Origin of the sequence: Brachybacterium sp. JB7, from assembly GCF_003335205.1 — a bacterium.
Classification (GTDB): Bacteria; Actinomycetota; Actinomycetes; order Actinomycetales; family Dermabacteraceae; genus Brachybacterium; species Brachybacterium alimentarium.
On sequence record NZ_QPGN01000002.1, the window covers coordinates 260,625 to 287,565 of the forward strand.

General features: G+C 71.4%; 24 protein-coding genes. 17 read left to right on the top strand and 7 right to left on the bottom strand.

The features are described from left to right. The first annotated feature begins 144 nt into the window (after window positions 1-144). The 7 genes from CIK81_RS03540 to CIK81_RS03570 all read left to right on the top strand — a co-directional run bounded on the left by CIK81_RS03540 (window position 145) and on the right by CIK81_RS03570 (window position 8,869). The gene (locus tag CIK81_RS03540; RefSeq protein WP_241963954.1) at window positions 145-963 is read left to right on the top strand and encodes a formate/nitrite transporter family protein; all 819 of its coding nucleotides are present in this window, start codon (window positions 145-147) and stop codon (window positions 961-963) included. 9 nt (window positions 964-972) lie between these two features. After that, a complete protein-coding gene (locus CIK81_RS03545) occupies window positions 973-1,842 on the top strand; it encodes an alpha/beta fold hydrolase (protein ID WP_114355379.1) in 870 nt (289 codons plus the stop codon). A 150-nt stretch (window positions 1,843-1,992) separates the two neighbouring features. Beyond that, window positions 1,993-3,675, top strand: coding sequence for a urocanate hydratase (gene hutU / locus CIK81_RS03550; RefSeq protein ID WP_114355441.1), 1,683 nt, complete (start codon window positions 1,993-1,995; stop codon window positions 3,673-3,675). 2 nt (window positions 3,676-3,677) lie between these two features. Beyond that, window positions 3,678-5,015 carry an amidohydrolase family protein gene (locus CIK81_RS03555; RefSeq protein WP_114355380.1) on the top strand — a complete coding sequence of 446 codons (1,338 nt, stop codon included), beginning with the start codon at window positions 3,678-3,680 and terminating at the stop codon, window positions 5,013-5,015. Between the two features lie 96 nt (window positions 5,016-5,111). Then, window positions 5,112-6,683: a histidine ammonia-lyase gene (gene hutH, locus CIK81_RS03560; RefSeq protein ID WP_096197027.1), complete on the top strand. Its 1,572-nt coding sequence runs from the start codon at window positions 5,112-5,114 to the stop codon at window positions 6,681-6,683. A gap of 141 nt (window positions 6,684-6,824) precedes the next feature. Further along, complete coding sequence (locus CIK81_RS03565; protein WP_158541897.1) at window positions 6,825-7,733, top strand: CPBP family intramembrane glutamic endopeptidase; 909 nt, start codon at window positions 6,825-6,827, stop codon at window positions 7,731-7,733. A 122-nt stretch (window positions 7,734-7,855) separates the two neighbouring features. Further along, the gene (locus tag CIK81_RS03570; RefSeq protein WP_114328827.1) at window positions 7,856-8,869 is read left to right on the top strand and encodes a TerC family protein; all 1,014 of its coding nucleotides are present in this window, start codon (window positions 7,856-7,858) and stop codon (window positions 8,867-8,869) included. A 248-nt stretch (window positions 8,870-9,117) separates the two neighbouring features. Here CIK81_RS03570 and CIK81_RS03580 read toward each other — a convergent pair whose 3' ends face one another. The 4 genes from CIK81_RS03580 to CIK81_RS03595 form a co-directional block, all read right to left on the bottom strand. Then, window positions 9,118-9,912 carry an SDR family oxidoreductase gene (locus tag CIK81_RS03580; RefSeq protein ID WP_114328829.1) on the bottom strand — a complete coding sequence of 265 codons (795 nt, stop codon included), beginning with the start codon at window positions 9,910-9,912 and terminating at the stop codon, window positions 9,118-9,120. Window positions 9,913-10,013: 101 nt separating this feature from the next. Beyond that, the gene (locus CIK81_RS03585; RefSeq protein ID WP_096197031.1) at window positions 10,014-10,568 is read right to left on the bottom strand and encodes a DUF488 family protein; all 555 of its coding nucleotides are present in this window, start codon (window positions 10,566-10,568) and stop codon (window positions 10,014-10,016) included. Next, on the bottom strand, window positions 10,561-11,193 hold the full coding sequence (locus CIK81_RS03590; protein ID WP_096197032.1) for a cysteine hydrolase family protein: 633 nt from the start codon (window positions 11,191-11,193) through the stop codon (window positions 10,561-10,563). The genes CIK81_RS03585 and CIK81_RS03590 overlap by 8 nt, the downstream gene beginning before the upstream one ends. Then, entirely contained in the window at window positions 11,190-12,704 is a 1,515-nt protein-coding gene (locus CIK81_RS03595) for a cytosine permease (RefSeq protein WP_114355381.1), read from the bottom strand. The genes CIK81_RS03590 and CIK81_RS03595 overlap by 4 nt, the downstream gene beginning before the upstream one ends. 247 nt (window positions 12,705-12,951) lie before the next feature. Here CIK81_RS03595 and CIK81_RS03600 point away from each other — a divergent pair, with 247 nt between their 5' ends. Beyond that, entirely contained in the window at window positions 12,952-14,016 is a 1,065-nt protein-coding gene (locus CIK81_RS03600) for an FUSC family protein (protein ID WP_096164686.1), read from the top strand. Window positions 14,017-14,137: 121 nt separating this feature from the next. Next, window positions 14,138-14,968, top strand: coding sequence for a methyltransferase domain-containing protein (locus CIK81_RS03605; protein WP_114355382.1), 831 nt, complete (start codon window positions 14,138-14,140; stop codon window positions 14,966-14,968). Between the two features lie 25 nt (window positions 14,969-14,993). Here CIK81_RS03605 and CIK81_RS03610 read toward each other — a convergent pair whose 3' ends face one another. Then, complete coding sequence (locus CIK81_RS03610) at window positions 14,994-15,857, bottom strand: DMT family transporter (protein ID WP_096164684.1); 864 nt, start codon at window positions 15,855-15,857, stop codon at window positions 14,994-14,996. 129 nt (window positions 15,858-15,986) lie between these two features. On the opposite strand from CIK81_RS03610, the gene CIK81_RS03615 reads away from it, so the two are divergent. The 6 genes from CIK81_RS03615 to CIK81_RS03640 all read left to right on the top strand — a co-directional run bounded on the left by CIK81_RS03615 (window position 15,987) and on the right by CIK81_RS03640 (window position 21,445). After that, complete coding sequence (locus tag CIK81_RS03615; RefSeq protein ID WP_096164683.1) at window positions 15,987-16,406, top strand: hypothetical protein; 420 nt, start codon at window positions 15,987-15,989, stop codon at window positions 16,404-16,406. 100 nt (window positions 16,407-16,506) lie between these two features. Then, window positions 16,507-17,298, top strand: coding sequence for a phosphatase PAP2 family protein (locus tag CIK81_RS18315; protein WP_199586252.1), 792 nt, complete (start codon window positions 16,507-16,509; stop codon window positions 17,296-17,298). Between the two features lie 132 nt (window positions 17,299-17,430). Next, window positions 17,431-18,441 (top strand): siderophore ABC transporter substrate-binding protein, encoded by a 1,011-nt coding sequence (locus CIK81_RS03625; RefSeq protein ID WP_096164682.1) that lies wholly within the window; start codon window positions 17,431-17,433, stop codon window positions 18,439-18,441. A gap of 118 nt (window positions 18,442-18,559) precedes the next feature. Further along, window positions 18,560-19,561: an ABC transporter permease gene (locus CIK81_RS03630; RefSeq protein ID WP_096164681.1), complete on the top strand. Its 1,002-nt coding sequence runs from the start codon at window positions 18,560-18,562 to the stop codon at window positions 19,559-19,561. Further along, window positions 19,554-20,693 (top strand): iron chelate uptake ABC transporter family permease subunit, encoded by a 1,140-nt coding sequence (locus CIK81_RS03635; protein ID WP_096164680.1) that lies wholly within the window; start codon window positions 19,554-19,556, stop codon window positions 20,691-20,693. The genes CIK81_RS03630 and CIK81_RS03635 overlap by 8 nt, the downstream gene beginning before the upstream one ends. Then, on the top strand, window positions 20,690-21,445 hold the full coding sequence (locus CIK81_RS03640) for an ABC transporter ATP-binding protein (protein ID WP_096164679.1): 756 nt from the start codon (window positions 20,690-20,692) through the stop codon (window positions 21,443-21,445). The genes CIK81_RS03635 and CIK81_RS03640 overlap by 4 nt, the downstream gene beginning before the upstream one ends. A gap of 66 nt (window positions 21,446-21,511) precedes the next feature. Here the strand turns inward: CIK81_RS03640 and CIK81_RS03645 are convergent, their stop codons facing one another. After that, window positions 21,512-22,360 carry an aldo/keto reductase gene (locus CIK81_RS03645; protein WP_096164678.1) on the bottom strand — a complete coding sequence of 283 codons (849 nt, stop codon included), beginning with the start codon at window positions 22,358-22,360 and terminating at the stop codon, window positions 21,512-21,514. Window positions 22,361-22,529: 169 nt separating this feature from the next. On the opposite strand from CIK81_RS03645, the gene CIK81_RS03650 reads away from it, so the two are divergent. Continuing rightward, window positions 22,530-24,203 (top strand): MFS transporter, encoded by a 1,674-nt coding sequence (locus tag CIK81_RS03650; RefSeq protein ID WP_096197038.1) that lies wholly within the window; start codon window positions 22,530-22,532, stop codon window positions 24,201-24,203. A 72-nt stretch (window positions 24,204-24,275) separates the two neighbouring features. Here the strand turns inward: CIK81_RS03650 and CIK81_RS03655 are convergent, their stop codons facing one another. Next, window positions 24,276-25,115, bottom strand: coding sequence for an aldo/keto reductase (locus CIK81_RS03655; RefSeq protein ID WP_096197039.1), 840 nt, complete (start codon window positions 25,113-25,115; stop codon window positions 24,276-24,278). Window positions 25,116-25,256: 141 nt separating this feature from the next. Here CIK81_RS03655 and CIK81_RS03660 point away from each other — a divergent pair, with 141 nt between their 5' ends. Continuing rightward, window positions 25,257-26,894 carry an LssY C-terminal domain-containing protein gene (locus tag CIK81_RS03660; protein ID WP_241963917.1) on the top strand — a complete coding sequence of 546 codons (1,638 nt, stop codon included), beginning with the start codon at window positions 25,257-25,259 and terminating at the stop codon, window positions 26,892-26,894. The last annotated feature ends 47 nt before the right edge of the window (window positions 26,895-26,941 follow it).

Genomic DNA, 26,941 nt, shown 5'->3' on the forward strand with positions numbered 1-26,941 from the left:
CCGGACCGGCCCGACGGACCGGACCGACCCGACGACGAGGACCGACCGGACGAACGGGGCGGCCCCGACGAGCGCAGCACCCCTGCTGCGCCCGGCACACGGGACACGCACGGTGCGCGGCGTCGGCGGGCCAAACAGGGGGAGATGGCCGAGCGCGAGTGGCTCGGGGAGTCCGACGAGCCGGTCGAGGACAAGCTCGTCGACGAGTTCCGCAGCACCGTCGAGGAGGGCGCGAACCGCCTGAACCGGACCTGGCGCGCCCTGATCATCACCGGCCTGTTCGGCGGGATCGACGTCGGGCTCGGGCTGATGGCGATGCTCGCCGTGGTCGATGCGACCGGCTCGAAGCTGCTCGGCGGACTCGCCTTCGGCATCGGCCTGTACGCCCTGCGCCTCGCCCATTCCGAGCTGTTCACCGAGGACTTCCTGGTGCCGATCAACGCGATCGCCGCCGGTCACGGCACCTGGACTCAGCTGGTGCGGCTGTGGTCGGTGACGCTGGTGACGAACCTCGTCGGCGGATGGTCGTTCGCCTGGGTCGTCGTCGCGGCGTTCCCCCGCTTCGACACCATCCTGCTGGAGACGGCCGATCAGTACCTGGGCAAGGGCCTCACCTTGGAGACGGCCGCCCTCGCACTGCTGGCGGGCTTCACCATCACGTTGGTGACGAGGATGGCGCAGGGGTCCAGGGAGGGCATCGCGACGATCGCGAACTCCCTGATCAGCGGGTTCCTCGTGGTGGGCCTCGGCATGCTCCACGGAGCGCTGAGCTCTGCGGTGATCTTCGGGGCCATGCATGCGGGGTCCGACTACTCCTATGCCTCCTGGCTCGTGTGGTTCGCCTGGGTGATCCCGTTGAACATGGCCGGCGGCCTGGTGATGCTCACGCTCCCGCGTCTGGTGCGCACCTGGGAGCTGGTGCGCGAGGAGCGGGAGGCGCTGATCGCCGCGCGCGGACAGTAGCGTCGGGGCATGGAATTCATGACGATGAGCGACGGTGCCCGCCTGGCGACCTGGACCGATCCCGGCCCGGAGGACGCACCGGCGGTGATCCTGGTCCACGGCGGGCCGGGGCTATGGGACTACCTCTCCCCGGTGGCCGAGATGCTGGCGGGTCGAGCCACGGTGCACCGCTACGACCAGCGTCGCTGCGGCAGGTCGACCAGCCCGACTGGCGAGTCCGACGGGTCCGGCGCCTCGCCCGGCGACCTCACCATGGAGCGCTTCGTCGAGGACATCGACGAACTGCGTCACGCCTTCGGCCACGACCGCGTAGTGGTGATCGGGCATTCCTTCGGGGCGACCCTCGCCCTCGCCTACGCCGGCACCCACCCTGGTCGGGTGACGGCGCTGGGCTACGTCGACGGGGTGGGCATCGGCGACTGGCGCACGCCGTACCGTGCTGAACGTGCCCGCCGTCTCGCGCCGTGGGCGGAGCGGTTCGCCGAGTTGGACGGCCGCGAGCGCACCACCGCGGAGGAGGTCGAGTGGCGACGCCTGTCCTGGGCGACGGATTACGCCGACCCGCAGGCCGGCTACGACCTCGCCGCGGCGATGGCGGCCTCGTCGCACGCGATCAACCACCAGGCCAACCGGGCGTTGGTGAGTTTCGACGACATGGATCAGATCACCTGGGCGACCGCGGTGCGCTGCCCGATCACGTTCATACACGGCATGGCGGATCCCCGGCCGGTCGGCCCGGTGGTCGCGCTCGCCGCCCATGCCCGCGCACCCCGCAAGAGAGTCGTCTCCGACGCCGGGCACCTGCCCTGGGTCGAGCAGCCCGAGCGCGTTCGGGAGATCCTCGCGGAGATCGTCGCCACCGCGAGCCATCACGACTGACGAGGTAGGACTGACCCGCCGTCGGCCCTCCTCGCCGCGCCCCGTGTCCGGTATCCCGGACAGATCCGCTCCCGCGCCCCTCGACCCGCCCGGTCGGCGGTGGTGTCCTGGAGGGAACACCTCAGCAGCACCCGACCCCAGGAGCCGATGATGACTCTCCCCGGAGCCCGCCCCGTCCGCGCTGCCCGCGGCACCTCGCTCAGCGCCAAGTCCTGGCAGACCGAGGCTCCGCTGCGGATGCTCATGAACAACCTCGATCCCGAGGTCGCCGAGCGGCCCGACGACCTTGTCGTCTACGGCGGCACCGGGCGCGCCGCCCGGTCCTGGGAGGCGTTCGACGCGATCGTCGACACCCTGCGCGACCTCGAGGACGACGAGACCCTGCTGGTGCAGTCCGGCAAACCCGTCGGCGTGCTGCGCACGGACGAATGGGCGCCGCGCGTGCTGCTGGCCAACTCCCACCTCGTGGGGGACTGGGCCACCTGGCCCGAGTTCCGCCGCCTGGAGGCCGAGGGCCTGACCATGTACGGGCAGATGACCGCCGGATCCTGGATCTACATCGCCACTCAGGGCATCCTCCAGGGCACCTACGAGACGTTCGCCGCCGTGGCCGCCAAGCGCTTCGGTGGCACCCTGGCCGGCACGATCACGCTGACCGGCGGCTGCGGGGGCATGGGCGGCGCCCAGCCGCTGGCCGTCACACTCAACGACGGGGTGTGCCTCATCGCGGACGTCGACCGCACGCGCCTGGAGCGTCGCGTCGCCAAGCGGTACTGCCACGAGATCGCCGACGACCTCGACGACGCGATCGTCCTCGCCAACGCCGCTCAGGCTGAGCGGCGCGGTCTCTCGATCGGCATCGTCGGCAATGCGGCCGAGGTGTTCCCCGCCCTGCTCGAGCGCCACCGCGCCGGCGACCTCCGGATCGACGTGGTCACCGACCAGACCAGCGCCCACGACCCGCTGTCCTACCTGCCCACCGAGGTGAGCCTGGAGGACTGGCAGCGGGAGTCGGAGGCGGACGCCGAGGGCTTCACCAAGAAGTCGCGCGAGTCGATGGCCCGCCAGGTGCAGGCGATGGTGGAGTTCCAGGACGCCGGCGCCGAGGTGTTCGACTACGGCAACTCGATCCGCGACGAGGCCCGCCATGCCGGCTACGAGCGTGCCTTCGAGTTCCCCGGCTTCGTGCCCGCCTACATCCGGCCGCTGTTCTGCGAGGGCCTCGGCCCGTTCCGCTGGGTGGCGCTGTCCGGGGACCCTGAGGACATCAAGGTCACGGATGCCGCGATCAAGGAGCTCTTCCCCGAGAACGAGCATCTGCACCGCTGGCTCGATGCGGCCGACGAGTTCGTCGAGTTCGAGGGCCTGCCCGCACGGATCTGCTGGCTCGGCTACGGCGACCGCCAGCGCGCCGGCATGCTCTTCAACGACCTGGTGCGCGACGGGAAGGTCTCGGCGCCGATCGTGATCGGCCGCGACCACCTCGACTCCGGCTCCGTGGCCTCCCCGTACCGGGAGACCGAGGCCATGCTCGACGGCTCCGACGCGATCGCCGACTGGCCGCTGCTGAACGCCCTGACCGCAGCGTCCTCGGGCGCCACCTGGGTGTCCCTGCACCACGGCGGCGGGGTGGGCATCGGCCGGTCGATCCACGCCGGTCAGGTGGGCGTGGCCGACGGCACCGACCTGGCCCGCCGCAAGCTCGAGCGCCTGCTGACCAACGACCCTGCGATGGGGGTGATCCGCCACGTGGATGCCGGATACTCCCGGGCCGACGAGGTCGCCCACGAGCGCGGGGTGCGCGTGCCGATGACCCCCACCCGACGGGACTGATCATGACCAGCACCCTGCTGACCGGTATCAGCGAGCTGTGGACGCTCGACCCCGAGCTCGACGACCCTGCCCGCCCGGGCACGGTCACCGACGACCAGCTCCGTCATGACGCGGCCCTGGTGATCGACGACGGCATCGTCGCCTGGAGCGGCCCGGCCGCCGAAGCGCCGCCCACCGACCAGCGGGTGGACCTGGGCGGTCGCGCCGTGCTCCCCGGCTGGGTGGACTCCCACTCCCACCTGATCTTCGACGGGGATCGGGCCGCGGAGTTCGAGGCCCGCATGGCCGGGGAGGCCTATGCGGCGGGCGGCATCGGCGTGACCACCTCCGCCACCCGCTCCGCGACCGACGACCGGCTGCGCGCGCTCGTGCGCGGCCGGATCGCGGAGGCGGTCGCCGGCGGCACCACGACGCTCGAGACCAAGACCGGCTACGGCCTCACCGTGGAGCACGAGCTGCGCGCCGCCCGGCTCGCGTCCGAGCTGGTGAGGGAGGGAGAGCTGGATGAGGCGACCTTCCTCGGTGCCCATCTGGTGCCCGCCGAATTCGACGGCCGCGAGGGCCGCCCGGGCGCGGAGGACTACGTGGCCCTGGTGACCGGGGAGATGCTCTCTGCCGTCGCCCCGCACGTGCGCTGGATCGATGTCTTCTGCGAGGAGGGCGCCTTCGATCCCGAGCAGTCCGAGCGGGTGCTGCGCGCCGGCGCTGAAGCGGGTCTCGGCCTGCGGGTCCACGGCAACCAGCTGGGCCGCTCCGGGGGCGTCGCCCTCGCCGCCGGGCTGGGCGCCGCGAGCGTCGACCACGTCAACCACGTCTCCGCGGCCGACGTCGAGGCCCTCGCCGCGACCGCCTCCCGGCCCACCCGCCCCGCCACGAGCAGCGGCTCCCCGGCTTCCGTGCCCGGTTCCACGGTGGTCTCGCCCGGCTGCGCGGACGTCTCCGGCCGCCTCGCGGTCGACGCCGGGCCGACGGTCGCGACCGTGCTCCCGGCCTGCGACCTCTCCACCCGCGCCCCGCTCGCCCCGGCCCGGGACCTGCTGGATGCGGGAGCGGCCGTCGCGATCGCCTCGAACTGCAACCCCGGCACCAGCTACACCAGCTCGATGAGCTTCTGCGTGGCGACCGCCGTCCTGCAGATGCGCCTCTCGCTCGCCGAGGCGATCCACGCCGCCACCCGCGGCGGGGCCCTCGCACTGCGCCGCGGCGACGTCGGCCACCTCGCCGTCGGCGCCCGCGCCGACCTGCACGTGCTCGACGCGCCCGCCGCCATCCACCTCGCCTATCGCCCCGGCATGCCGCTCACCCACGAGGTGTGGCGGGCTGGCGTCCCGCAGCGCTGAGAAGCCGCTCCGACCACGGCGGCCGCGCCACGCCCCGGCCCTATCGCAGACATCCCGCGCCCCTGAGCCACCTCCTCCGCTGACCGAAAGGCACCCATGACCAGCACCACCGCCCGCACCGCCGACGACTCCGCCATCACCCTGTCCACCTCCGGGCTCTCCGCCGCCGACGTCCTCGCGGTCGCCCGCCGCGGGGCCCCGGTGCAGCTCGACGCCGCCGCCCGGGAGGAGGTGGTCCGGGTGCGCGCCCACATCGATGCACTGGCCGCCCCGGGGCACGCTCCCGTCTACGGCGTCTCGACCGGATTCGGCGCCCTCGCCGACACCGCGATCGCGCCGAGCATGCGCCATGCCCTGCAGCGGTCCCTGATCCGGTCCCATGCCGCCGGCGCCGGCCCCGAGGTGGAGACCGAAGTGGTGCGTGCCCTGATGCTGCTGCGTGCCCGCACCCTCGCCTCCGGCCGCACCGGGGTGCGCCCCGTGGTGGTCGAGACGATGCTCGCGCTGCTGAACGCGCAGATCACGCCGATCGTCCACGAGTACGGCTCCCTCGGCTGCTCGGGCGACCTCGCGCCGCTGTCCCACTGCGCGATCGTGCTGATGGGAGAGGGGCGGGCCCGTGACCACGACGGCACAGAGCGCCCCGTGCCCGAGCTGCTCGCCGAGGCGGGCATCGAGCCCGTGCTGCTCGAGGAGAAGGAGGGCCTGGCGCTGATCAACGGCACCGACGGCATGCTCGGCATGCTGCTGATGGCGATCGCCGATCTCGACGAGCTGGTGCGCACCGCGGACCTCACCACCGCGCTGACCGTGCAGGGCCTGCGCGGCCGCGACACCGTCTTCCGCCCCGAGCTGCACGCGCCGCTGCGCCCCCACCCGGGCCAGGAGGCGTCGGCCGCGAACATCCTCGCCCTGCTCGAGGGCTCGCCGATCATCGCCGATGTCGCCGCCGAGGGCTCCCGCGTGCAGGACGCCTACTCGCTGCGCTGCGCCCCGCAGGTGGCCGGCGGCGTGCGCGACACCATCGAGCACGCCCGCACCGTCGCCGAGCGCGAGCTGGCCAGCGCGATCGACAATCCCGTCGTGCTCGAGGACGGCACCGTGACCTCCAACGGAAACTTCCACGGCGCCCCTGTCGCCTATGTGCTGGACTTCCTCGCCGTGGTCTCCGCGGATCTCGCCTCGATCGCCGAGCGCCGCACCGATCGCATGCTCGACAGGTCGCGCTCCCACGGGCTGCCGCCCTTCCTGGCCGACGACCCGGGCGTGGACTCGGGCTTCATGATCGCGCAGTACACCCAGGCGGCGATGGTCTCGGAGATGAAGCGGCTCGCCGTCCCGGCGAGCGTGGACTCGATCCCGTCCTCCGCGATGCAGGAGGACCACGTGTCGATGGGCTGGCATGCCGCCCGCAAGCTGCGCACGAGCGTGGAGAACCTGCGCCGCGTGCTCGCCATCGAGCTGCTCACCGCGTCTCGTGCGATCGATCTGCGCGCACCGCTGGAGCCGTCGGCCGCGAGCGCGGCAGCGGTCGAGGTGCTGCGTCGCACGGTGCAGGGCCCCGGCCCCGATCGCTTCCTGGCCCCCGACATCGCCGAGGCCGAGGCGCGCCTGCTGGACGGGACCGTGCTCGCGGCCGTCGAGGAGGTCACCGGAACGCTGCGCTGAGGGCACCTGGTGCGCTGCTGCCCTCCCTCGGGCCTGCCCGACAGCCGGCAGGGGGCGGGCCCGCGCCGGGACGGCGGGCCCTCTCGACGATGTGCCCGGCGACGGTGACAGCGCGCCGTCCGCGGGCGCATGCTCGGACGCATGAGCCTCCCTGCACCCCCTCACGTCGACCGTGGTGATCGCCGTCGCCTGCCGCAGCTGCTGCTGGGCATCGTCCTGTTCGTCGTCGCCGAACTCGTGATGGTCGCGGTCTCCGTCGTGGCCACGGTCCTCGCCGGAGGGGACGGGGCGCAGGGCGCTGAGCCGTGGGCGCTCCTGCTGGGTGCCGCCGCGGGGTCCGCAGTCGCCGTCGGCGGCTATCTCCTGCTCGTCGGACCGCTCGGACGTCGGCCCGGAGTCGGCCTGCGCGGGCCCGGGAAGCTCACCGAGCTGGGAGCGGGCCTGCTGGCCGGCACGGCGCTGATCTCCCTCGCGGTCGGTCTGATCGCGCTGCTGGGCGGCTACCGGGTGACCGGCTTCTCGGCGTCGCCGCAGCTGCTGGCACCGCTCGCGATCGGCATCGGGGCCGGCGTGATCGAGGAGATCCTGTTCCGCGGGATCCTGCTGCGCGTGCTCGATGCGTGGCTGGGCAGCTGGGCCGCCCTCGGGATCACCTCGCTGCTGTTCGGGCTGATCCATATGACGAACCCCGGGGCATCCCTCGTCACCGCGCTCGGCCTCGTGGTCGAGGCCGGGGTCCTGCTGGGCGCCGCCTACCTGCTGACCCGTCGGCTGTGGTTCGCGATCGGGCTGCACATCGCCTGGAACGCGGTGCAGGCCGGCGTGTTCTCGTCGACCGTCTCCGGGACCGGCGAGCAGCGCGGATTGCTGCTCGCAGAGATGGACGGACCGGCCTGGCTGACCGGCGGAGCGATGGGCATCGAGGGGTCCGCGGTCACCGTGCTGCTGGGGCTCGTCGTCGGGATCGTGCTGCTGGTGCTCACCGCCCGCCGCGGGCATCTGCTGCCCGCGGCGCGGGTGGCCGATCGTCTCCCCGCTGCGCAGGCGTGAGCGGCCGATCACGGCCCCGCGGGTGAGCGCGGGCTCGCCACTTGTACTCTTGGGGCGGGTTGCCCCCGCCGGCCCGTCCCGTCATCTCGGGAAGAACGTCCGCCCCACCCCAAGGACTGCACATGGGAGAGCTCCACCTCGGATTCGAGATCGCGGCCCTGGTCGTGCTCGTCACCATCCTTCTCGTCGACCTCCTGATGGTCCTCAAGCGGCCCCACCTGCCCTCGATGAAGGAGTGCGCCGGGTGGATCGGGTTCTACGTCAGCCTGGCCATCGTGTTCGCGGTGGTGCTGTTCTTCGTGGGCGGGATGGAACCGGCCTCCGAGTTCGTCACCGGGTGGCTGCTCGAGTACTCGCTGAGCATCGACAACCTGTTCGTCTTCATCGTGATCATGTCGAAGTTCGCCGTGCCGAAGAAGTACCAGCAGGAAGTGCTGATGGTGGGCATCATCATCGCGCTGATCGCCCGCGGACTGTTCATCCTCGCCGGTGCGGTGATCATCGACAACTTCGCCGGCGTCTTCTACCTCTTCGGGCTGTTCCTGCTGTGGACGGCCTGGAAGCAGACCCAGGAGGAGGACGACGAGGACTCCGACTCGTTCATCATGCGCACGGTGCGCAGGATGTTCCCCGTCTCGGACAGCTACGACGGCAACAAGCTGCGCACCATCGTGGACGGGAAGAAGCTGTTCACCCCGATGCTGCTGGTGTTCGTCACCATCGGCCTGACCGACGTCATGTTCGCGCTGGACTCGATCCCGGCCATCTTCGCGGTCACCCAGAACCCGTTCCTGGTGTTCACGGCCAACCTGTTCGCCCTGATGGGACTGCGCCAGCTGTACTTCCTGCTGGGCGGCCTCCTGGAGCGACTGGCCTACCTGCACTACGGCATCGCCGCGATCCTCGGCTTCATCGGCATCAAGCTGCTGATCCATGCCATCCACGAGGCGCCGCTGGACATCATCCCGGGCTTCTCGGTGCTGCAGAAGATCCCCGAGGTGCCGATCTGGCTGTCGCTGAGCGTCATCGTGCTCTCCATGGCCGGTGCGGTCGTGGCGTCCCTGGTGTTCGCTCCGAAGACCTCCACGACGGCCGACGCCGCCGACGACGAGGGCGGCTCCGGCGCGGAGCGCTGAGGACCGCCGGGGCACGGCGCGCGGCGTACAGTCGTGAGCACGGGCCCGAGCAGGAGCGCCCGGGCCCGGAGGATGCGGCGCGAGGAGTCAGCGGTGGACGAGGACGTCGAGCAGCCAGGCCCCGCCGGTGAGGCGGTGTGCTGGATCGGCCTGCTGTGCCCGGAGTGCGGTGCGATGCCGGAGGGGGACGGCGCACGGGATCCGAGCGTGCCCTGCTGGCGCTGCGGCGCCGTGCGGACCGAGCCTCCTCAGAGCGCCGGTGACGCGAATCCTCCGTTGGAGTAGAGCAGCTGCCCGCGGATCCATGCACCCTGCTGCGAGACGAGGAAGCGCACGAGGTCCGCGACGGTGTCGGTGCCGCCGAGGCGCCCGGCCGGGGTGCTCGCGGCCCCGGAGGCACGGATCTCGTCGTCCATCCATCCGGTGTCGATCGGTCCGGGGTTGATCACGTTGGTGCGCACGTCGCGATCGGCGAGCTCGTGGGTGCCGGCCAGCACGAGGCGGTCCAGCGCCCCCTTGGTCGCGCCATAGGGAAGGTTGTGCACCGTGTGATCGCTGGTCAGCGCGATCATCGCGCCGCCCGCGGTGTCGCGGCCCGGCTCGACCTGCTCGGCGAAGGCCTTCAGCAGCAGCCAGGTGGCGCGCACGTTGACCGCGTAGTGGCGGTCGAAGCTCTCCACCGTGGTGTCCAGGATGGAGGAGTCCACCGACTCGCAGTGGCAGGTCACGAGCACGCCCAGCGGGCCCAGTTCCTCCCGGGCCGCGGCCACGAGCGACGGTGGGACCGCGGGGTCCTCGAGGTCACCGGGGAGCAGTTCGACGCGCCGACCGTCGGCCCGCAGCTCCTCGGCCAGCAGGTCCACGTCCACTTTCTCCCCGAGCACCCGGCGGTCGTAGGGGTCGTGGTAGTTCAGGGCCAGGTCATAGCCGTCGGCGGCGAGACCGCGGGCGATCGCGGCGCCGATCCCGCGCTGCCGGCCCACGCCCGTGATGAGAGCGGTGCGGGGCAGGGGCGGGGTGGTGCGCGAGGTCGGAGAGTGCATGGGGCCGACGGTAGGGCCTGGGTGCCTTCTCGGCCACCGGTTTTTCCGGCGCGGCCAGGGCGCGGACCGCTGGGGCCCTGCGCGGTCAGGACTCGTCGCCGTCAGGACTCGTCGCGGTCGGGCAGGTCCCAGACGACATGACCGTTCTCGTCGAGCCGTGCCCCCTCGCTCGGCTCGTGGGGGCGCTCCTTCCCGGTGTGCATGAGGTCCGCGACCTCGACCTCGTGCTCCAGGAGCATCACGTCGGCGATGAGGCGGCGGTGGCAGCGCCACCACACGGCCTCGGAGCACATCACCGCGGTGCGGGAGCGGGCCACGTCGGCCCGCAGGTCGGTGATCCCGGCGCGGAAGTCGTCGCTGCGGGTCCATCCGGCGTAGGCGCGGAACTGCTTCACGCGCCACCAGGTATCAGGAGACTGCGCGTCCTCGTCCTTGGTGAGCCGGCGCCGTCCACCCAGGCGCTCGTCCCAGCGGTACGAGATGCCGGCTTCCGCGCAGATCTCCTCGACGACGCCGCGGGCCGCGGCGTCGTTCGCCCGGGAGCCGGGGAAACGGCGCACGTCCACGAGCTGCTCGATCCCTGCTCCGTGCAGCAACTCGGCGAGCTCCGGGCGCGACAGCGTGCCGTGACCGACGGTGAGCAGTGCTTCAGCCATGTCCCCAGGCTCGCATCTGCCGAGGGGTCTGGACGTCCGGGGCCTCATGGTCGGGCAAGAGCTTCCGGTCGGCCAGGATCTCGTCGGTGCTGCGCAGGTCGACCTGCGGCGGGAACAGGCTCATCGTGTGCAGCGCCGGCGGGCCGTTCTCCGCCGCCGAGTGGGCGACGGCATCGGTGACCACGCTCAGCCGTACCCCGGCATCGGCCGCGGGGAGCACCGTCGAGATCACGCAGCAGTCCGTGGTCACCCCGGTGACGAGCAGATGCGTGCCGGGATTCTCCACCCAGCCCACGCGCTCGGCCAGCTGCGACCCCCATTTCCCGAAGGTCGGCTCGTCGATCGTCGGATGCGCGGACAGTCCGCGGGCGGCCTCGACCAGCTCGTACCGGGAGTCCTCCGCGGGGACGTCCGCGAAGGGCCAGGCGCGGAAGTAGTCGCCCCAGGCGGTAGCACGGTCCGCCGTGGGCAGCCAGCGGGTGACCAGGGTGCGCTCGGGGCCGACGGACTCCGCCAAGCGCGCGATGTTCTCCATCGCGGCGGGGAAGAACGGCGAGCACCACTCGGAGGCGGGGTCGGCGAAGATCCGTTGCGGATCGATGATCAGGAGCCAGGGGGCGCTCATGCGCCACGCTCCTGGCGGCGGATCTTCTCGCGCCGCGCCACGAACGTCACCACGAAACCGAGCACCAGCGCGAGCAGCACCCCGAGGTTGGAGTACGCCCAGTTGCCGTCCCAGTAGGCGCCGGCCGGATCGTCGACGAAGGTGCCCAGGCCCAGCGGCTCGAGCAGGTAGCCCTGCCAGTTGTTCCACGGCGCGGCGTCGGCGAAGGAGTTCACGACCAGGCCCCAGCCGAGCACCGAGGCGACCACCATGGTGAGCACGGACGCCCAGTCCACCGAGCCGTAGCGACCGGCCGGATCGAACAGGGCCTTCTCGTCGTAGTCCGCGCGGCGGGAGAGCACGTCGGCGATGAGGATCCCGGCCCACGCGGCGATCGGCACGCCCAGGGTGATGAGGAAGCTCTGGAACGGCCCGATGAAGCTGGTCGCGAAGAACGCCACCCAGATCGTGCCGGCGGTGAGGATCAGCCCGTCGACTGCTGCGGCGGCCGGGCGGGGGATCCGGATCCCCAGGCTGATCAGCGTCAGGCCCGAGGAGTAGATGCCCAGCACGGCGCCGGAGACCAGGGTCAGCACGGCCACGATCCAGAAGGGGATCAGCGCCCACAGCGGCAGGATCGTCACCAGTGCGCCGATGGGGTCGTTCTCGATCGCGCCGGCGAGACCCTCGTCGGAGCCGGCCAGCAGCAGCCCGAAGGTCACCAGCACCACGGGGGCCGCGGCGCCGCCGATCGTGTTCCACAGGACGATGGATCCGTCGGACGCCGAGCGCTTCTGGTACCGCGACCAGTCCGCGGCGATGTTGATCCAGCCCAGCCCGAAGCCGGTCATCACCATCACCAGCGCGCCGACCATCGCCTGCGGGGAGCCGTGCGGCATCGACGCCACGGCGGACCACTGGATGTGGGGGATCGTGAGGATCATGAACACGATGGTCATGGCGCCGGTGGCCCAGGTGAGCACCGACTGGAGCTTCATGATCGTGTGATAGCCCAGCACGCTCGCGGTGACGATCAGCGCGGCGATGAGGATCGCGGCGATCACGGTGACCGCCTGCCCGGAGGCCAGGCCCAGCACGTCGAACACGGTGGCCGTGGCGAGCACGGCGGAGATCGCCAGCGACGTCTCCCAGCCGATCGACGTCAGCCACGAGACGATGCCCGGCACCTTCTGCCCGTGCACTCCGAAGGCGGCGCGGGAGAGCACCATCGTCGGCGCGCTGCCGCGCTTGCCGGCGATCGCGACCAGCCCGCACAGCAGGAAGCTGAGGACGATGCCGACGACCGCCACGATCGTCGCCTGGAGGAAGCTGATGCCGAAGCCGAGCAGGTAGGAGCCGTAGCTCATGCCGAACACGGAGACGTTCGCGGCGAACCAGGGCCATACGAGATCACGTGGCCGGGCGGTGCGCTCGGCCTCGGCGATGATCTCGATCCCGGTGGTCTCGATGACCCCGGCTCCGCCGACGGCGGCCGGCGGGAGGGGAGCGGTGGAGCGGTCAGGGGGTGTCATGTCGACTCCGCAGGAGCAGGGCCGGCCCGAGGGCCGGACGACGGGGATGCAGCAGGGACTGTCCGGATTCTCCCACTTGTGACGCGACCGATGGGGGAGGGGGCGCCCGGCCCCGCTCTATCATCGAAGGGAGCGCTGTCGCTGCGCTCCCCGTCCGAGGAAGCGTGCGATCGCCCTCGTCGACACCCCGCCACCAGCACAGGGACGGCCCGCGGTATGCCCTGCGCGGCTGTTCGGAAGGAGTTCTGTGCCCGCACTGCCCGTCCAGATCCAGGGGACGGCCCAGCGCATGCTGAGCCTCGGACCCCGTCGCGTCGACCACATCCCGGCGTTCCGCATCGCCGTGGGACTCGCGATCCCGATGTCCGTGCTGCTCCTGACCGACCACGTCTCCTGGGCGATGTACGTGGGGTTCGGCGCGTTCACCGGCATCTACTCGCGCTACGAGCCCACCCGGATGCGGTTCCGACGCCAGGCGCTCGCCGGGGCGATGCTCACCGTGTGCGTGACCCTCGGGGCGACGCTCTCCAGCGTGGGCGAGCTGATGGACCCGACGGCGGCGTCGTGGACCACGCTGCTGGTCAGCTCCGTCGTCGCGGGACTGGCCGCCGTGCTCGTGCTCGCGCGCGGGTTGAAGCCGGGCGGGGCGATCTTCCCGCTCTTCGCGGTCGCCGCGGTGGCGTCCGCGCCGCCGGCCGCTCCTGTGTGGGCGGCGTTCCTGGTGGCTGCGGGTGCGGCGACGCTGTGCGTGGGGCTGGGCCTGCTCGGCCACTGGGCCGGCGAGCGGCATCCGGCTGCACACGTGGATCCGGGCGCCGAACGCTGGACCGGTGCACAGCTGGGCGCCGAGTTCTCGCGATTCGCGATCGCCTCGGCGGTCGCCGGGATGCTGGGCCTGGCCTCCGGGCTGCCCTTCCCGTACTGGGCGCAGATCGCGGCGATCGCCCTGCTGTCGGCTCCTGGCCGCACGCTCCAGGTCGAGCGCGGGCTGCACCGCGTCATCGGCACCACGCTGGGCATCGTCACCACCGCGTTCCTGCTCTCCTTCCCCAGCGAGCCCTGGCAGTTCGTGGTCTGGGTGGTGGTGCTGCAGTTCCTCGCCGAGATGTACGTGCTGCGCAACTACGCCTTCGCCCTGCTGTTCATCACTCCCCTCGCGCTGCTCATGGTGCAGCTGGCGCACCCCCAGCCCGTCGGGCCGATGCTCGAGGCGCGGGTGCTCGAGACGGCCATCGGCGTGGTGGTCGGCATCGTGATCGTGGTGACCGCGGCCCTGGTGGACCGGCATCGGAACCGCTCGGCATCGGCCTGATCCGCCCGAGCTCACCGATCCGCCCCGAGTCCGCTGACTCGTCCGGAGCCCACCGAGCACCGTGACTCCCAGCAGTCGGTCGCTCCTGCTCGGCGCGCGCAGCCGGGCGTAGCGTCGGCGCATGCCCACCACCCCGTCCAGCACCCCCTCCTCCGGCGCCGCGTACACCCACGGCTACGGGGCCGCCGTGCTCGACAGCCATCGCGCCCGCACGGCCGAGAACTCCGCCGCGCACCTGCTCCCGCAGCTTCGAAACGGGCAGCGGCTGCTCGACGTGGGCAGCGGCGCGGGCACGATCACCGCGGGCCTCGCCCGGATCGTCGGCCCCCGGAACGTCACGGCGCTCGAGGTGGGGGAGGAGGCGGCGGCGTTCACCCGCGCCGAGCTGCAGCGCCAGGGGCTGGCCGAGGTGGAGGTCGTGGTGGGGGACGCCCAGGATCTGGCCTTCGAGAGCGACGCCTTCGATGTCGTCCATGCCCACCAGGTGCTGCAGCATCTGCCGCGCGCGGTGGCCGCGCTCGCCGAGGCCCGGAGGGTCACCCGCCCGGGTGGGATCGTCGCGGTGCGCGACAGCGACTACGAGGGGTTCCGGTGGTTCCCCGAGGCGCCGGGGATCGACCGCTGGCGGGAGCTGTACCTGCGTGCCGCCCGAGCCAACGGCGGCACGCCCGACGCCGGTCGGCGGCTGCTCGCCTGGGCGCACGAGGCGGGCTTCGAGGACGTTGAACCGGGTGCCTCGACGTGGCTGCACGCAACCCCCGAGTCCCGTGCGGCCTGGGCGGCGACCTGCGCCGGCAGGCTCACCGCAGGCCCGTTCGCCGACCAGCTCGAGCGGGAGGGCTGGGCCGACGCCGCGGAGCGCGGCGCGATGGCGGAGGACTTCCGCCGCTGGGCCGCGAACGAGGATGGCTGGTTCGCCCTGCTGCACGGGGAGGTCATCGCCCGGGCCTGAGCGGACCCGCTGACCGCCGGCGGCCTCACACCGCGATGAGCACGATCCCCGCGAGCACGATCGCTGCGCCGAGCATCCGTCGCAGCGGATCGGGCTCCTTGAACAGCCACCAGGCCAGCAGCGAGCCCACGACGATGCTCGACTCCCGGGCGGGGGCGACGAGGGAGACGGGCGCGGTGCGCATCGCCTCCAGCACCAGGATGTACGCCAGCGGCGACAGGACCGCGACCAGCACGATCTCCCGCCAGTGCAGGCGGAGCACCGGGGGCAGGCTCGCGCGATGGCGTCGCAGCAGCGTCGGCGTCATGAGCACGACCTGCCACAGGCAGCTGGTCACGAAGTAGAGGACGGGCGGCAGCTCGAGGGTGGCGACCGAGTAGCTGTCCCACAGCGTATAGGCGGCGATGGCGAGCCCTGTCGCCGCGCCCCAGGCGACGCCGGCGCGCAGCCCGTGGCGGCCCGCGGCGGAGCGCCCGGTCGCCACCACCACGATGCCGCCGACCACCACGAGCGCGCCCAGGGCGGCCGCCCAGCCCGGTCGCTCGCCGAGCACCAGGATCGCGACCACCATGCTGAGCACCGGACCGACCCCGCGGGCCACCGGATAGACCACCCCGAGATCGGCGCGGGCGTATCCCGTCTGCAGGGTCAGCTGGTAGGCGATGTGCAGCACCCCGGAGACCAGCGGCGCCAGGAGCAGCGCCGGCGAGAACCCGATCCCGGACTGCACGAGGGAGATGATCGCGAGGGGCGCCCACAGCAGGACGGAGCCCAGGTCGTAGCTCCACACGAAGGCGTAGCCGTCGGTGCGCACCCGTTTCGCCGCGAGGTTCCACACCGCGTGGCAGAGTGCCGCCACGAGGACGAGAGCGAGGGCGAACGTGCTCATCAGGGTGCGGGCGCGGAGAGGTCGAATGCTGCGGGGAAGAACATCGTGCCAGTATCTCGCGACGGGTCGACAGCCGCGCCGCCCTGCCTTATGGTTGAAAACGAAAGCATCCCGATCCAGGAGAACCTCATGTCGCTCAGCACCGCCCTCCTCCGCGCCGTCCCCGGCGCCTTCATCCTCAACTCCGGCATCGGCAAGCTCGGCCTGCCCGCCGAGGCGGCCGCCGGCCTGCAGAGCATGGCCGCCCAGGGCGTCCCGCCCCTGGCGAAGCTGACCCCGGAGCAGTTCGCGAAGTTCCTCAGCTACGGCGAGATCGCCGTGGGGGCCTCGCTGCTGCTGCCCTTCGTGCCCACCAAGGTCGCCGGCCTCGGCCTCGCGGCCTTCTCGGGCTCCATGGTGTCGATGTACCTGCGCACCCCCGGGATGACCGAGTCCGACGGCGTGCGCCCCACGCAGGACGGCACCGCCATCGCCAAGGACACCTGGCTGCTCGCGATCGCCGGTGCGCTGCTGTTCTCCGGCGGCGCGAAGAAGTCGCTCGACGCCTGACCCCGCTCGATGGCGACTGACGCCGCCTGATGACGGCGGCGTCAGCCGGCGTGGATCAGGTGCCCCGCACGGATGACCGGTGCGGGGCACACTGGTCTGCGTGACCACTCCTGCGACGCCCCCGCCTTCCCGGGACACCCCTCGCGCCGTGCCGCCCCACCCCACGCCGCCCGACACCGTGCCGTCCCACCCCGCGCCACCCGACGCCGACGCACGCCGCAGCGCTCTTCGGGCCGGGCTCCGGCTCGGGGCGGTGATCCTGGGCCTGGTCACGGTGGTGGCCCTGCTGGGCCTGCTGGTTCGCGGCTCGGCCGCCGTGGCCTCCCTCGACCTGGCCCTGAGCGATGCGGCGAACCGCACGCTCACGGGGCCTGCTGCCCGCATCGCTCTCGGCATCGATCTCGTCTTCGGGCCGCGCGTGGCAGTCGCTCTCGCAGTGGCCGCCGCGCTGGCTGCGGGCATGGTGCGGCGCAGCCTGCTCATCGGAGCGCGCCTGGCTGTGATGATCGCCGTGCCCTGGGGGTTCGTCGCAGTGGTCAAGCTCGTGGTGCGTCGCCCCCGCCCCGACGGCGATCTGCTGCTCCATCAGCTGCTCGCCGAGCCCACGTCCTTCAGCTACCCCAGCGGCCACACCGCCTTCGCCACCGCCCTCTGCCTCGCGATCCTGTGCGCACTCCCGGCCGCCACCACCCGGTTCCGGATCGGTCTCGGAATCGCCCTCGCCACGCTCGTCGTCCTGGCCACCGCCTGGTCCCGGGTGGCCGTGGGCATGCACTACTCGACAGACGTCCTGGCTTCGATGCTCCTGATCCCGCCGCTGAGCCTCCTCCTCGCGCGAATTATCACGAGAACCGTCCCTGACCACGGGTTCCGTGACCGGATTGTTGCCTGAGGGAACGATCACAGCGCGGAAAGTCCAATAACGCAAGCCTGCAGTGGCGAAAAGTTCGGAGGTGAGGCTAGCCTCAGTGGCAGCTCCACCGTGGAGCGATTCCCCCACCACTGATGAGCAGAGGTCTTCTCCATGACTGCGATCACCCGTCGGCACCTCGGCGCCGTCTCCGCCGCCGGTGCACTCGGCCTTGCCCTCGCCGCCTGCGGCGGCTCCAGCGACGCGGCGAGCGGCGGTGCGTCCGACGCGGGCGCCGCCGACGCCGCCGGCACGATCGAGATCGAGGACAACAACGGCACCCAGAGCGTCCAGGTCCCGCCCAAGTCCGTCGTCGCCACGGACAACCGCACCTTCGAGACCCTCGAGAGCTGGGGTGTCACCCTGACCGCCGCAGCCCGTGCCCTCATGCCGTCGACCAACTCCCTCAAGGACGACGAGTCGATCATCGACCTCGGCAACCACCGCGAGCCCGACCTCGAGGCCGTCGTCGCCGCGGAGCCCACGCTGATCATCAACGGCCAGCGCTTCTCGCAGTACCACGACGACTTCGTGAAGTACGCCCCCGACGCCAGCATCCTCGAGCTCGACCCCCGCGACGACGAGCCCTTCGCGGAGGAGCTGAAGCGCCAGGTGGCGGTCCTCGGCCAGGTCTTCGAGAAGGAGACCGAGGCGGAAGAGCTCGGCACCGCGCTCGACTCCTCGATGGAGCGCGTCCAGGCCGCCTACGACGGATCCTCGACGGTCATGGCCGTCAACGTCTCCGGCGGCGAGATCGGCTACATCGCCCCCGGCGCCGGCCGCGCGCTGGGCTGGACCTTCGATGCCTTCGACTTCGTCCCGGCGCTCGAGGTCGAGGGAGCGAGCGACGACGACCAGGGCGACGACATCTCCGTCGAGGCCATCGCGGACTCCAACCCGGACTGGATCCTGGTGATGGACCGTGATGCCGCGATCTCCGCAGACGATCCGGAGTACGAGCCGGCCGACACCGTCCTGGAGTCCTCCGAGGCGCTGGCGGGGGTCACGGCCATCACCGAGGGCAACATCGTCTACATGCCGGCGGACACGTACACCAACGAGTCCATCCAGACGTACACCGAGTACTTCGAGACGCTGGCGGACGCCTTCGAGGGCAACGCCTGAGCCATGCTCGTCCCGTGAGCACCGCGCGGCGGACGGAGGCCCACAGGGCCCCGTCCGCCGCGGTGTGCGTTCACCCCGTCCTTCCGTTCTCTCTCCTCTCTTCCTGTCAGGTGCTCTGATGTCCCACGCCTCCCTCACGGCCGACGCGCCGCCCGCGCGCCGGCGCGGTCGCGAACGGCTGCTCGACGGCAAGCTCGTCGTCGGCATCGTCGCCGTGGCGCTGCTGCTGGTCGCCTCGCTCCTGACGGGCGTCTACGACGTCTTCGGCGCCGAGGACGGCGCCGAGATGTTCGCGATCACCCGCGTGCCGCGCACCATCGCGCTGGTCCTGGCCGGGGCCGCGATGGCGATGTCCGGGCTGATCATGCAGCTGATGACCCAGAACCGCTTCGTGGAGCCCTCGACCACGGGCACCACCGAATGGGCGGGCCTGGGCCTGATCCTGGTGATGGTCGTGAGCCCCGGGGCCGATCTGCTGACCCGCATGGTGGTCGCGATCGTCTTCTCCTTCGTGGGCACGATGGTGTTCTTCCTGTTCCTGCGACGGGTGACCCTGCGCAGCTCGCTGATCGTGCCGATCATCGGCATCATGCTGGGCTCGGTCGTGGGCGCGGTCTCCTCGTTCGTGGCGCTCCAGTTCGACGCGCTGCAGAACCTCGGCGTGTGGTTCGCGGGGTCGTTCACTTCGGTGCTGCGAGGGCAGTACGAGGTGCTGTGGATCGTGCTGGCCGTCGGCATCGCCGTGTTCTTCGTGGCGGATCGCCTCACCGTGGCCGGGCTCGGGGAGGACATCGCCACCAACGTCGGCGTGAACTACCAGCGCGTGCTGCTGATGGGCACCGGCCTGGTCGCGATCGCCACCGGCGTGGTCACCGTGGTGGTGGGCAATCTGCCCTTCCTGGGCCTCATCGTGCCCAACGTCGTCTCCCTGGTCCGGGGCGACGACCTGCGCAGCAACCTGCCGTGGGTGTGCCTGCTGGGCATCGCCATCGTCACCGTGTGCGATCTGGTCAGCCGCACGATCATCATGCCCTTCGAAGTGCCGGTCTCCCTGATCCTCGGGATCCTCGGCGCGATCGTCTTCATCGCCCTCCTGCTCAGGCAGCGCCGCCATGGATGATCTCCGCACGCGCACCGCTCCCGGGAGCCGCCGTCTCGGCGGCCCGACCGGCGACGACCATCTCGACATCTCCACCGCCCCCACGGACACCGCGGAGGACATCGCCCCGCTGGGCGTCCCGCACCGGTCCCGCAGCGGCTCGGGCGCGTTCCGCGACCGTGCGGCCCAGGTGCGCTACTGGATCGTGCTCGGCGCCCTCCTGGTGCTCGCCGCGGGCTTCGCGCTGGGCCTGCTCGCGATCGACAACCCGATGCCGGTGGGCAGTCGCGGGTTCTGGCTGATCGCCGAGATGCGGGCGACCTCCCTGGTGGTGATGGGCGTGGCCGCGTTCTGCCAGGCCGTCGCCACGATCGCCTTCCAGACGGTCACCAGCAACCGCATCATCACGCCGTCGATCATGGGCTTCGAATCGTTGTACACCGTGATCCAGACCGGCGCCGTGTACTTCCTCGGGGTGGCCGGTGTGGTCGCCCTGCAGGGCACGGGCCAGTTCCTGCTGCAGGTGGCGCTGATGGTGGCGCTGTCCGTGGCGCTGTACGGCTGGCTGCTGCGAGGAAAGTACGCGAACCTGCAGGTGATGCTGCTGATCGGCATCATCCTCGGAGGTGGCCTGGGGTCGGTCTCCAGCTTCATGCAGCGCCTGCTCACCCCGAGCGAGTTCGATGTGCTCACGGCTCGCCTGTTCGGCTCCGTCACCAATGCGAGCGTCGAGTACCTGCCCTACGCGATCCCGCTGTGCCTGGTGGCCGGGGTGCTGGTCTGGCTGAATGCCCGCACCCTGAACGTGATCTCCCTGGGCCGGGATGTGTGCCTGAACGTCGGCGTGGACCACGGCCGCCAGACCATCTACACCCTGGTGCTGGTCTCGGTGCTGATGGCGGTCTCGACCGCGCTGATCGGACCGATGACCTTCTTCGGCTTCCTGGTCGCGACGCTGACCTACCAGCTCGCGGGCACCCACGACCATCGCCGTCTGCTCCCGGTGGGCGTGCTGATCGGCTTCGTCGTGCTCGCCGGCGCCTACTTCGTGATGAACCACGTGTTCTACGCGCAGGGCGTCGTCTCCATCATCATCGAACTCGTCGGCGGGACCGTGTTCCTCGTCGTCATCATGCGGAAGGGGCGCCTGTGATCAGCATCGATGCGGTGCGCAAGCAGTATTCGGAGACCGTCGAGATCGGGCCGGTCACCCTCGACATCCCCTCCGGCGGCGTGACCGCCCTGGTGGGCCCGAACGGCGCGGGGAAGTCCACGCTGCTGACGATGGTGGGGCGGCTGCTGGGGATCGACGAGGGCGCGATCGAGGTGGCCGGGTACGACATCGCCTCGACGGCCTCGAAGGACCTCGCGAAGATTCTCTCGGTGCTGCGCCAGGAGAACCACTTCATCACCCGCCTCACCGTGCGCCAGCTGGTGGGCTTCGGGCGGTTCCCCTACTCCAAGGGGCGCCTGACCCCGCTGGACGAGCAGAAGATCTCCGAGGCGATCGACTTCCTCCACCTCGACGAGCTCGAGAGCCGCTATCTCGATGAGCTCTCCGGCGGGCAGCGTCAACGCGCCTACGTGGCCATGGTGCTCGCCCAGGACACCGAGTACGTGCTGCTGGACGAGCCGCTGAACAACCTCGACATGCGCCACAGCGTGCAGATGATGGGTCGCCTGCGCGATGCCGCCCGGGAGCTGGGCCGCACCATCGTGGTGGTGCTGCACGACATCAACTTCGCGGCCCACTACGCGGACCACATCGTCGCCATGAAGAACGGCGGAGTGGTCGAGGCCGGCCCCGTCGCCGAGATCATGGACGGCGCGGTGCTCAGTCGTGTGTTCGACACCCCGGTGCAGGTCATCGAGGGGCCGACGGGGCCGCTCGCGGTCTACTTCTGACGGAGGTCGCAGCGCGCGGGTCGCAGGGCGCAGGGCGCGGGGACGTGCCTCGCGCCCTGCCCCGGGTCAGGAGGTCTTGGTGGCCGGATCTGCGCCGCCGCGGCCGTCGGGCCGGTCCAGGTCGTCGATCGCGGCGACCTCGTCGGCCGTGAGCTCGAGCTCAGCGGCCGCGAGGTTCTCCACGATGCGGGAGGGCGTGACCGACTTCGGGATCGTCACGATGCTGTGCGCGAGGTGCCAGGCCAGGACCACCTGCGCCGGGCTCGCGCCGTGCGCCTCGGCGATGCCGGTGACCACCGGGTTCTCCAGCAGGTCGGACTTGCCCTGGCCCAGCGGTCCCCACGCCTCGGTGAGGATCCCGTGCTGCGCATGGATCTCGCGCAGCTCGCGCTGCTGGAAGTAGGGGTGCAGCTCGATCTGGTGGATCGCGGGAGCGACGCCCGTGGTCTCGATGATCTCCTGGAGCTGCTCCGCCGGGTAGTTCGAGACGCCGATGGCGCGGACGAGACCCCGCTGCTGCAGCTCGATCAGGGCCTTCCAGGCCTCGACGTACTGACCCTGCGAGGGCACGGCCCAGTGCACGAGGTACAGATCCACGTAGTCCAGGCCGAGACGCTCGAGGGAGGCCTCGCACGCGGCGATCGCGTCGTCGAAGGCCTGCGCGTCGTTCCACAGCTTGGTGGTCACGAACAGCTCCTCGCGAGGAACCCCGGAGGTGCGGATCGCCCGGCCCACGCCCTCCTCGTTGCCGTAGACCTTCGCGGTGTCGAGGTGGCGGTAGCCGGCCTCGAGGGCCGTGAGCGTGACGTCGGCCGCGACGTCGTTCTCGACCTTGAACACCCCGTAGCCGAGCTGCGGGATCGAGTGGCCACCGGCCAGCTCGAGGGACGGGACGGCGGGCTTGCCTGCAGACATGGGGGTTCCTCTCCTCGGGGTCTCGGCCCAGGCTACGGGGTGGCCGACGATCGGCAGGACGCTGCCGACCCGCGAGCGCGTCGGCCCCTGAGCACGAGGATCAGCCGAGCGCGAGGATCAACCGTTCGATGTATCGACGTATCTGACGGCGTGTCATAACCTGGTCGGCATGACGAACCCCCGCCCCTCGCGCCACGGGGCGACCGCATCGGCCGCCTCCGCGCCCCGAACCCCGTCCATCCCTCCCGCTGATCCCTCGACGGACCCCCGCCGCTGGAAGGCACTCGCCGTGCTGGCCACCGGCCTCGCCCTGATCGTGATCGACGGATCGATCGTCGCCGTCTCGCTGCCCACGATCATCGGCGACCTGGGCCTGGACCTCACCGACGCCCAGTGGGTCTCCACCAGCTACGCCGTGGTCCTCTCCGCGCTGCTGCTGATCACCGGACGCGTCGGCGACCTGGTCGGCCGGCGGAAGCTCTTCCTGGCCGGTGTCGGCCTGTTCGTCATCGCCTCGGTGCTCGCCGCGATGGCCGCGGGAGCGGCCGCGCTGATCGCCGCGCGACTGCTGCAGGGCGTCGGCGGCGCACTGATCCTGCCCTCGACGCTGTCCACCGTGAACGCGACCTTCCGCGGCTCCGAGCGCGCCGCCGCGTTCGGCGTCTGGGGCGCGGTGATGGCCGGCGCCGCGGCCCTCGGCCCGCTGCTCGGCGGCTGGTTGACCAGTTCGTTCTCCTGGCCGTGGATCTTCCTGGTCAACGTGCCGATCGGTGTACTGGTCCTCGCCGGCACCCTCGCGTGGGTGGGGGAGACCCGTGAGGCTCCGCGTCCGCAGCGCCGGCGGCGGGACCTCGACGTGCTCGGGGCACTGCTCAGCGCCCTCGCGCTCGGCTCGCTCGTCTTCGCGATCGTCGAGTCCACGACGCTGGGATGGTGGACGGAGAAGTCCCCGCTCGAGCTCGGCGGCCTCACGCTCCACGCCCCCGGCGGGCTCTCGTTCACCCCCGTGCTGCTGCTCGTCGGTCTCGTGGCACTGGTCGCCTTCGTGCGGCTCGAGGCCGCTCGCGGCGCTGCCGGACGTGAGGTCCTGCTGGACCTGTCGCTGTTCCGTCTGCGCGCGTTCGCCTGGGGGAACCTCACCGCCGGGACCGTCGCGATCGGCGAGTTCGGACTGCTGTTCGTGCTGCCGCTGTACCTGGTGAACGTGCTGGCCATGAGCTCGCTCCAGGCCGGTCTGGTGCTCGCGGCGATGGCCGGCGGCGCCTTCCTCTCGGGCACCCTGGCGCGGCATCTGGCCGCAGCCATCGGAGCGCCCGGCACGGTGCTGGTCGGGCTCGGTCTCGAGGTGCTCGGCATCGGCGTGCTCGCCGGGCTGCTCGGCCCGTCCACCCCGGTTGCCCTGCTGGTCGCGACCCTGGTCGTCTACGGACTCGGTCTCGGGCTCGCCTCCGCGCAGCTCACCTCGACCGTGCTCGCCCCGGTGCCCCGGGAGCAGTCCGGGCAGGGGTCGGCCACGCAGTCCACCGTCCGCCAGCTCGGCACCGCGCTGGGCACCGCGATCTCCGGGGCGCTGCTGGCGGTCGGGCTCGCGGCCCGCACCGACTCGCTCACCGGGGACGCCGCCCGCTACGGGCAGGCGATGACGGACTCGGCCGGATCGATCCTCTCGCAGCTGCGAGCCCAGGGCGCCGGATCCGGCACGCTCGACCAGCTCGACACCGTCTTCGCCGACGGCGCCCGGATCGCGATGGCCGGCTCGGCGGGATTCCTGCTGCTGGGCCTGATCGGCGCGGTGGCGGTGGCTCGCGCCGCGCGACGCCAGGGCGCTGTCCCGCAGTCCTGATGCAGACAGCGGCCCGGCTCCCGTCGTGGGAGCCGGGCCGCTGCGCGCGGGGTGCGAGGATCGATCAGAGGATCAGAAGTCGCACTCCTGCGGGTCGCCGCCGATGCGGCCGTCGGCCCGATCCAGGGCATCGATCCGGGCGATCTCGCCCTCGCTGAGCGCGACGTCGGCGGCGGCGAGGTTCGAGACGATCCGCTCGGGCGTGACCGACTTGGGGATCACGACGAAGCCCTTGGCGAGGTGCCAGGCGATGACGACCTGCGCCGGGGTCACGCCGTGCGCCTCGGCGATGTCGGTGACGACGGGGTCGCCGAGGTCGTCGCCTGCGCCGCCCTGGCCGAGCGGCGACCAGGACTGGTGGAGGATCTCGTGGGCGGCCTCGACCTCACGCAGCTCGGTCTGCTGGAAGGTGGGGTGGGTCTCGACCTGGTGGATCACCGGGGTCACGCCGGTGGCCTCGATGATCTCCTCGAGCTCCGCCTGGGGGAAGTTCGAGACACCGATCGAGGTGGCCTTGCCGCTCTTCTGGATCTCGATGAGCGCCTTCCAGGCCTCGAGGTACTTGCCCTGGATGGGCTTGGCCCAGTGGATGAGGTAGAGGTCCACGTGGTCCAGGCCGAGCTTCTCGAGCGAGGTGTCGATCGCGGCGAGGGCGTCGTCATGGGCGTGGGAGTCGTTCCACAGCTTGGTGGTCACGAAGATCTCCTCGCGCGGGACGCCGGAGGCTCGGATCGCGCGGCCCACACCCTCCTCGTTGCCGTAGACCGCAGCGGTGTCGATGTGTCGGTAGCCGGCGCGGAGGGCCTGCTCGACGACGTCGGCCGCCACGTCGTTCTCGACCTGCCAGACGCCGTAGCCGAGCTGGGGGATCTCATGGCCGTCGTGGAAGCGGACGGCAGGAATGCTGGTCATCAGGAAAGCTCCTTCGATGGGGGATGCAGTCAGAGTACGGCCGAGCTGGAGGGAACCCCGGGTCGGTTCGCCGACGGCGCATCCAGGGAGATCCCTGGACGAGCGCCGCCGCCCGTCCCCCTACGATGTGCCCATGACGTCGTGGAGCCCGGAGCGCTGCCGGTGACGCCCGCACGCGAGGCGCGCCTGGTTCCGTCGGAGCGTCCGATCCCGGAGCAGCCCCCTGCCTACGATCATGCCCGCGGCCATACCCAGCGGGGCCGACGGTTCGAGCTGTACGGCTTCCTGGACACGCTGTTCATCGTCGCCGGTGTGGTGGTGTCCATCTGGCTCGCGCTGCTGTACCTGGTCGAGGGCTTCTCCCTGACGCCCGCGCGGCTGCTGTACCTCGTGGGGTTCTGGGTGCTGCTGACCTACATCACGCTGCCGCGCCTGCACCAGCTGATGACCTGGATCTACCTCCCCGACTACTTCTTCGGGCGCACGCGCACCACCGAGGGGGTGCTGTCGGACCCGATCAACCTCGCCTTCGACGGGCCCGAACGGGACCTGCACGTCGCGATGCGCCGCGCCGGCTGGGTGCTGGCCGAGGAGCGCACGCTGGCGTCGGCCTGGTCGATGGTCCGCTCCACGCTGCTGCGCCGCTCCTACCCGAGCGCCCCCGTCTCCGACCTGTTCCTCATGGGACGCCGCCACGACTTCACGTACCAGCAGGAGGTCGGCGGCACCACCACCAAGCGCCACCACGTGCGGTTCTGGCGGATGCCCTCGGACTTCGTGCTGCCGGGCGGGTACCGGACCGACTGGCTCGCGGCCGGAACCTACGACCGGGCCGTCGGCTTCTCCTTCTTCACCCTGCAGATCACGCACCGCATCGACGAGAACATCGACGTCGAGCGCGACTACCTGCTGGACACCGTGCGCTACGCGGATCCGGAGATCGGGGTCGAGGTGATCGAGGAGTTCTCCACCGCCTATCACGACCGCAACGGCCAGGGGGATCGCTTCGCGACCGACGGGCACCTGCCCGTGCTCGACGTCTCCGGCGCCGCGTCCCGCTCCGACGGGGCGACCGCGATCATGCTGCCGCGGCATCGGCCCACCGGCACCACCGTGATGAAGTCCCGCGCTCGCGCCGCCACCCAGTCGGCGCTCGCCGCGGCGAGGCTGACCAGCGCCGGCGCACGTGCGGACGCACGCGCCGAGCTGGGCGACGAGCTGTCGGCGCAGTGGCACGGCACGGTCGACGACGTCCACGAGATCATCTCCCGGGCGACGGACCACCACCTGCCTCCGCCCACCGTGGTGTTCACCGGCGCCCTGGTGCTGGGCCAGGCCTGCGTGGTGGTCGCCGAGTGGATCGGGCTCCTGCTGGGCGTCGACTTCTCGGCCCTGTTCGTCGACGCCTCCCTGTTCCTCCCCGCCGGGGACCAGATCTACCTGGCCTCCGCCTTCGCGGTGGTGCTCGTGCTGCTGCTGGTGGGGGTGGTGCGTCGCAGCCGCTGGGCGCGGATCGCGCTGATGGCGCTGTTCACGGCCGATGCGTTCACGCGGCTGGTGATCGCCACCTCGACGTCCGGCGAGATCACGCACTCGCTGCTGGTGGGGGTCGGCGCCTCGGCCCTCGGCGTGCTGGCGATCAGCTCCGACGCCTCCCGGCAGTGGGTGCAGACTCTCCGCCTGACGATGCTGGAGGCGTCGGCCGACGACCCAGCTGATCCAGCTGATCCAGCCGCCGCCCGTGCCCTCGTGGGGATGCGGAGTTCCGACACGATGTGACGAGGCCGACGACAGGATAGAGTGCGCGCACAGCCGCCCTCGGTCCC

Bases quoted from the DNA above. Each gene is read 5' to 3' on its own strand.
- hutH (WP_096197027.1), top strand. From the start codon at position 5,112: ATGACCAGCACCACCGCCCGCACCGCCGACGACTCCGCCATCACCCTG.
- CIK81_RS03625 (WP_096164682.1), top strand. From the start codon at position 17,431: ATGACTGCGATCACCCGTCGGCACCTCGGCGCCGTCTCCGCCGCCGGT.
- CIK81_RS03555 (WP_114355380.1), top strand. From the start codon at position 3,678: ATGACCAGCACCCTGCTGACCGGTATCAGCGAGCTGTGGACGCTCGAC.
- CIK81_RS03590 (WP_096197032.1), bottom strand. From the start codon at position 11,193: ATGAGCGCCCCCTGGCTCCTGATCATCGATCCGCAACGGATCTTCGCC.
- CIK81_RS03585 (WP_096197031.1), bottom strand. From the start codon at position 10,568: ATGGCTGAAGCACTGCTCACCGTCGGTCACGGCACGCTGTCGCGCCCG.
- CIK81_RS03605 (WP_114355382.1), top strand. From the start codon at position 14,138: ATGCCCACCACCCCGTCCAGCACCCCCTCCTCCGGCGCCGCGTACACC.
- CIK81_RS03565 (WP_158541897.1), top strand. From the start codon at position 6,825: ATGAGCCTCCCTGCACCCCCTCACGTCGACCGTGGTGATCGCCGTCGC.
- CIK81_RS03570 (WP_114328827.1), top strand. From the start codon at position 7,856: ATGGGAGAGCTCCACCTCGGATTCGAGATCGCGGCCCTGGTCGTGCTC.
- CIK81_RS03650 (WP_096197038.1), top strand. From the start codon at position 22,530: ATGACGAACCCCCGCCCCTCGCGCCACGGGGCGACCGCATCGGCCGCC.
- CIK81_RS03580 (WP_114328829.1), bottom strand. From the start codon at position 9,912: ATGCACTCTCCGACCTCGCGCACCACCCCGCCCCTGCCCCGCACCGCT.
- CIK81_RS03540 (WP_241963954.1), top strand. From the start codon at position 145: ATGGCCGAGCGCGAGTGGCTCGGGGAGTCCGACGAGCCGGTCGAGGAC.
- CIK81_RS03615 (WP_096164683.1), top strand. From the start codon at position 15,987: ATGTCGCTCAGCACCGCCCTCCTCCGCGCCGTCCCCGGCGCCTTCATC.
- CIK81_RS03630 (WP_096164681.1), top strand. From the start codon at position 18,560: ATGTCCCACGCCTCCCTCACGGCCGACGCGCCGCCCGCGCGCCGGCGC.
- CIK81_RS03595 (WP_114355381.1), bottom strand. From the start codon at position 12,704: ATGACACCCCCTGACCGCTCCACCGCTCCCCTCCCGCCGGCCGCCGTC.
- CIK81_RS03655 (WP_096197039.1), bottom strand. From the start codon at position 25,115: ATGACCAGCATTCCTGCCGTCCGCTTCCACGACGGCCATGAGATCCCC.
- CIK81_RS03610 (WP_096164684.1), bottom strand. From the start codon at position 15,857: ATGAGCACGTTCGCCCTCGCTCTCGTCCTCGTGGCGGCACTCTGCCAC.
- CIK81_RS03645 (WP_096164678.1), bottom strand. From the start codon at position 22,360: ATGTCTGCAGGCAAGCCCGCCGTCCCGTCCCTCGAGCTGGCCGGTGGC.
- CIK81_RS03545 (WP_114355379.1), top strand. From the start codon at position 973: ATGGAATTCATGACGATGAGCGACGGTGCCCGCCTGGCGACCTGGACC.
- CIK81_RS03635 (WP_096164680.1), top strand. From the start codon at position 19,554: ATGGATGATCTCCGCACGCGCACCGCTCCCGGGAGCCGCCGTCTCGGC.
- hutU (WP_114355441.1), top strand. From the start codon at position 1,993: ATGACTCTCCCCGGAGCCCGCCCCGTCCGCGCTGCCCGCGGCACCTCG.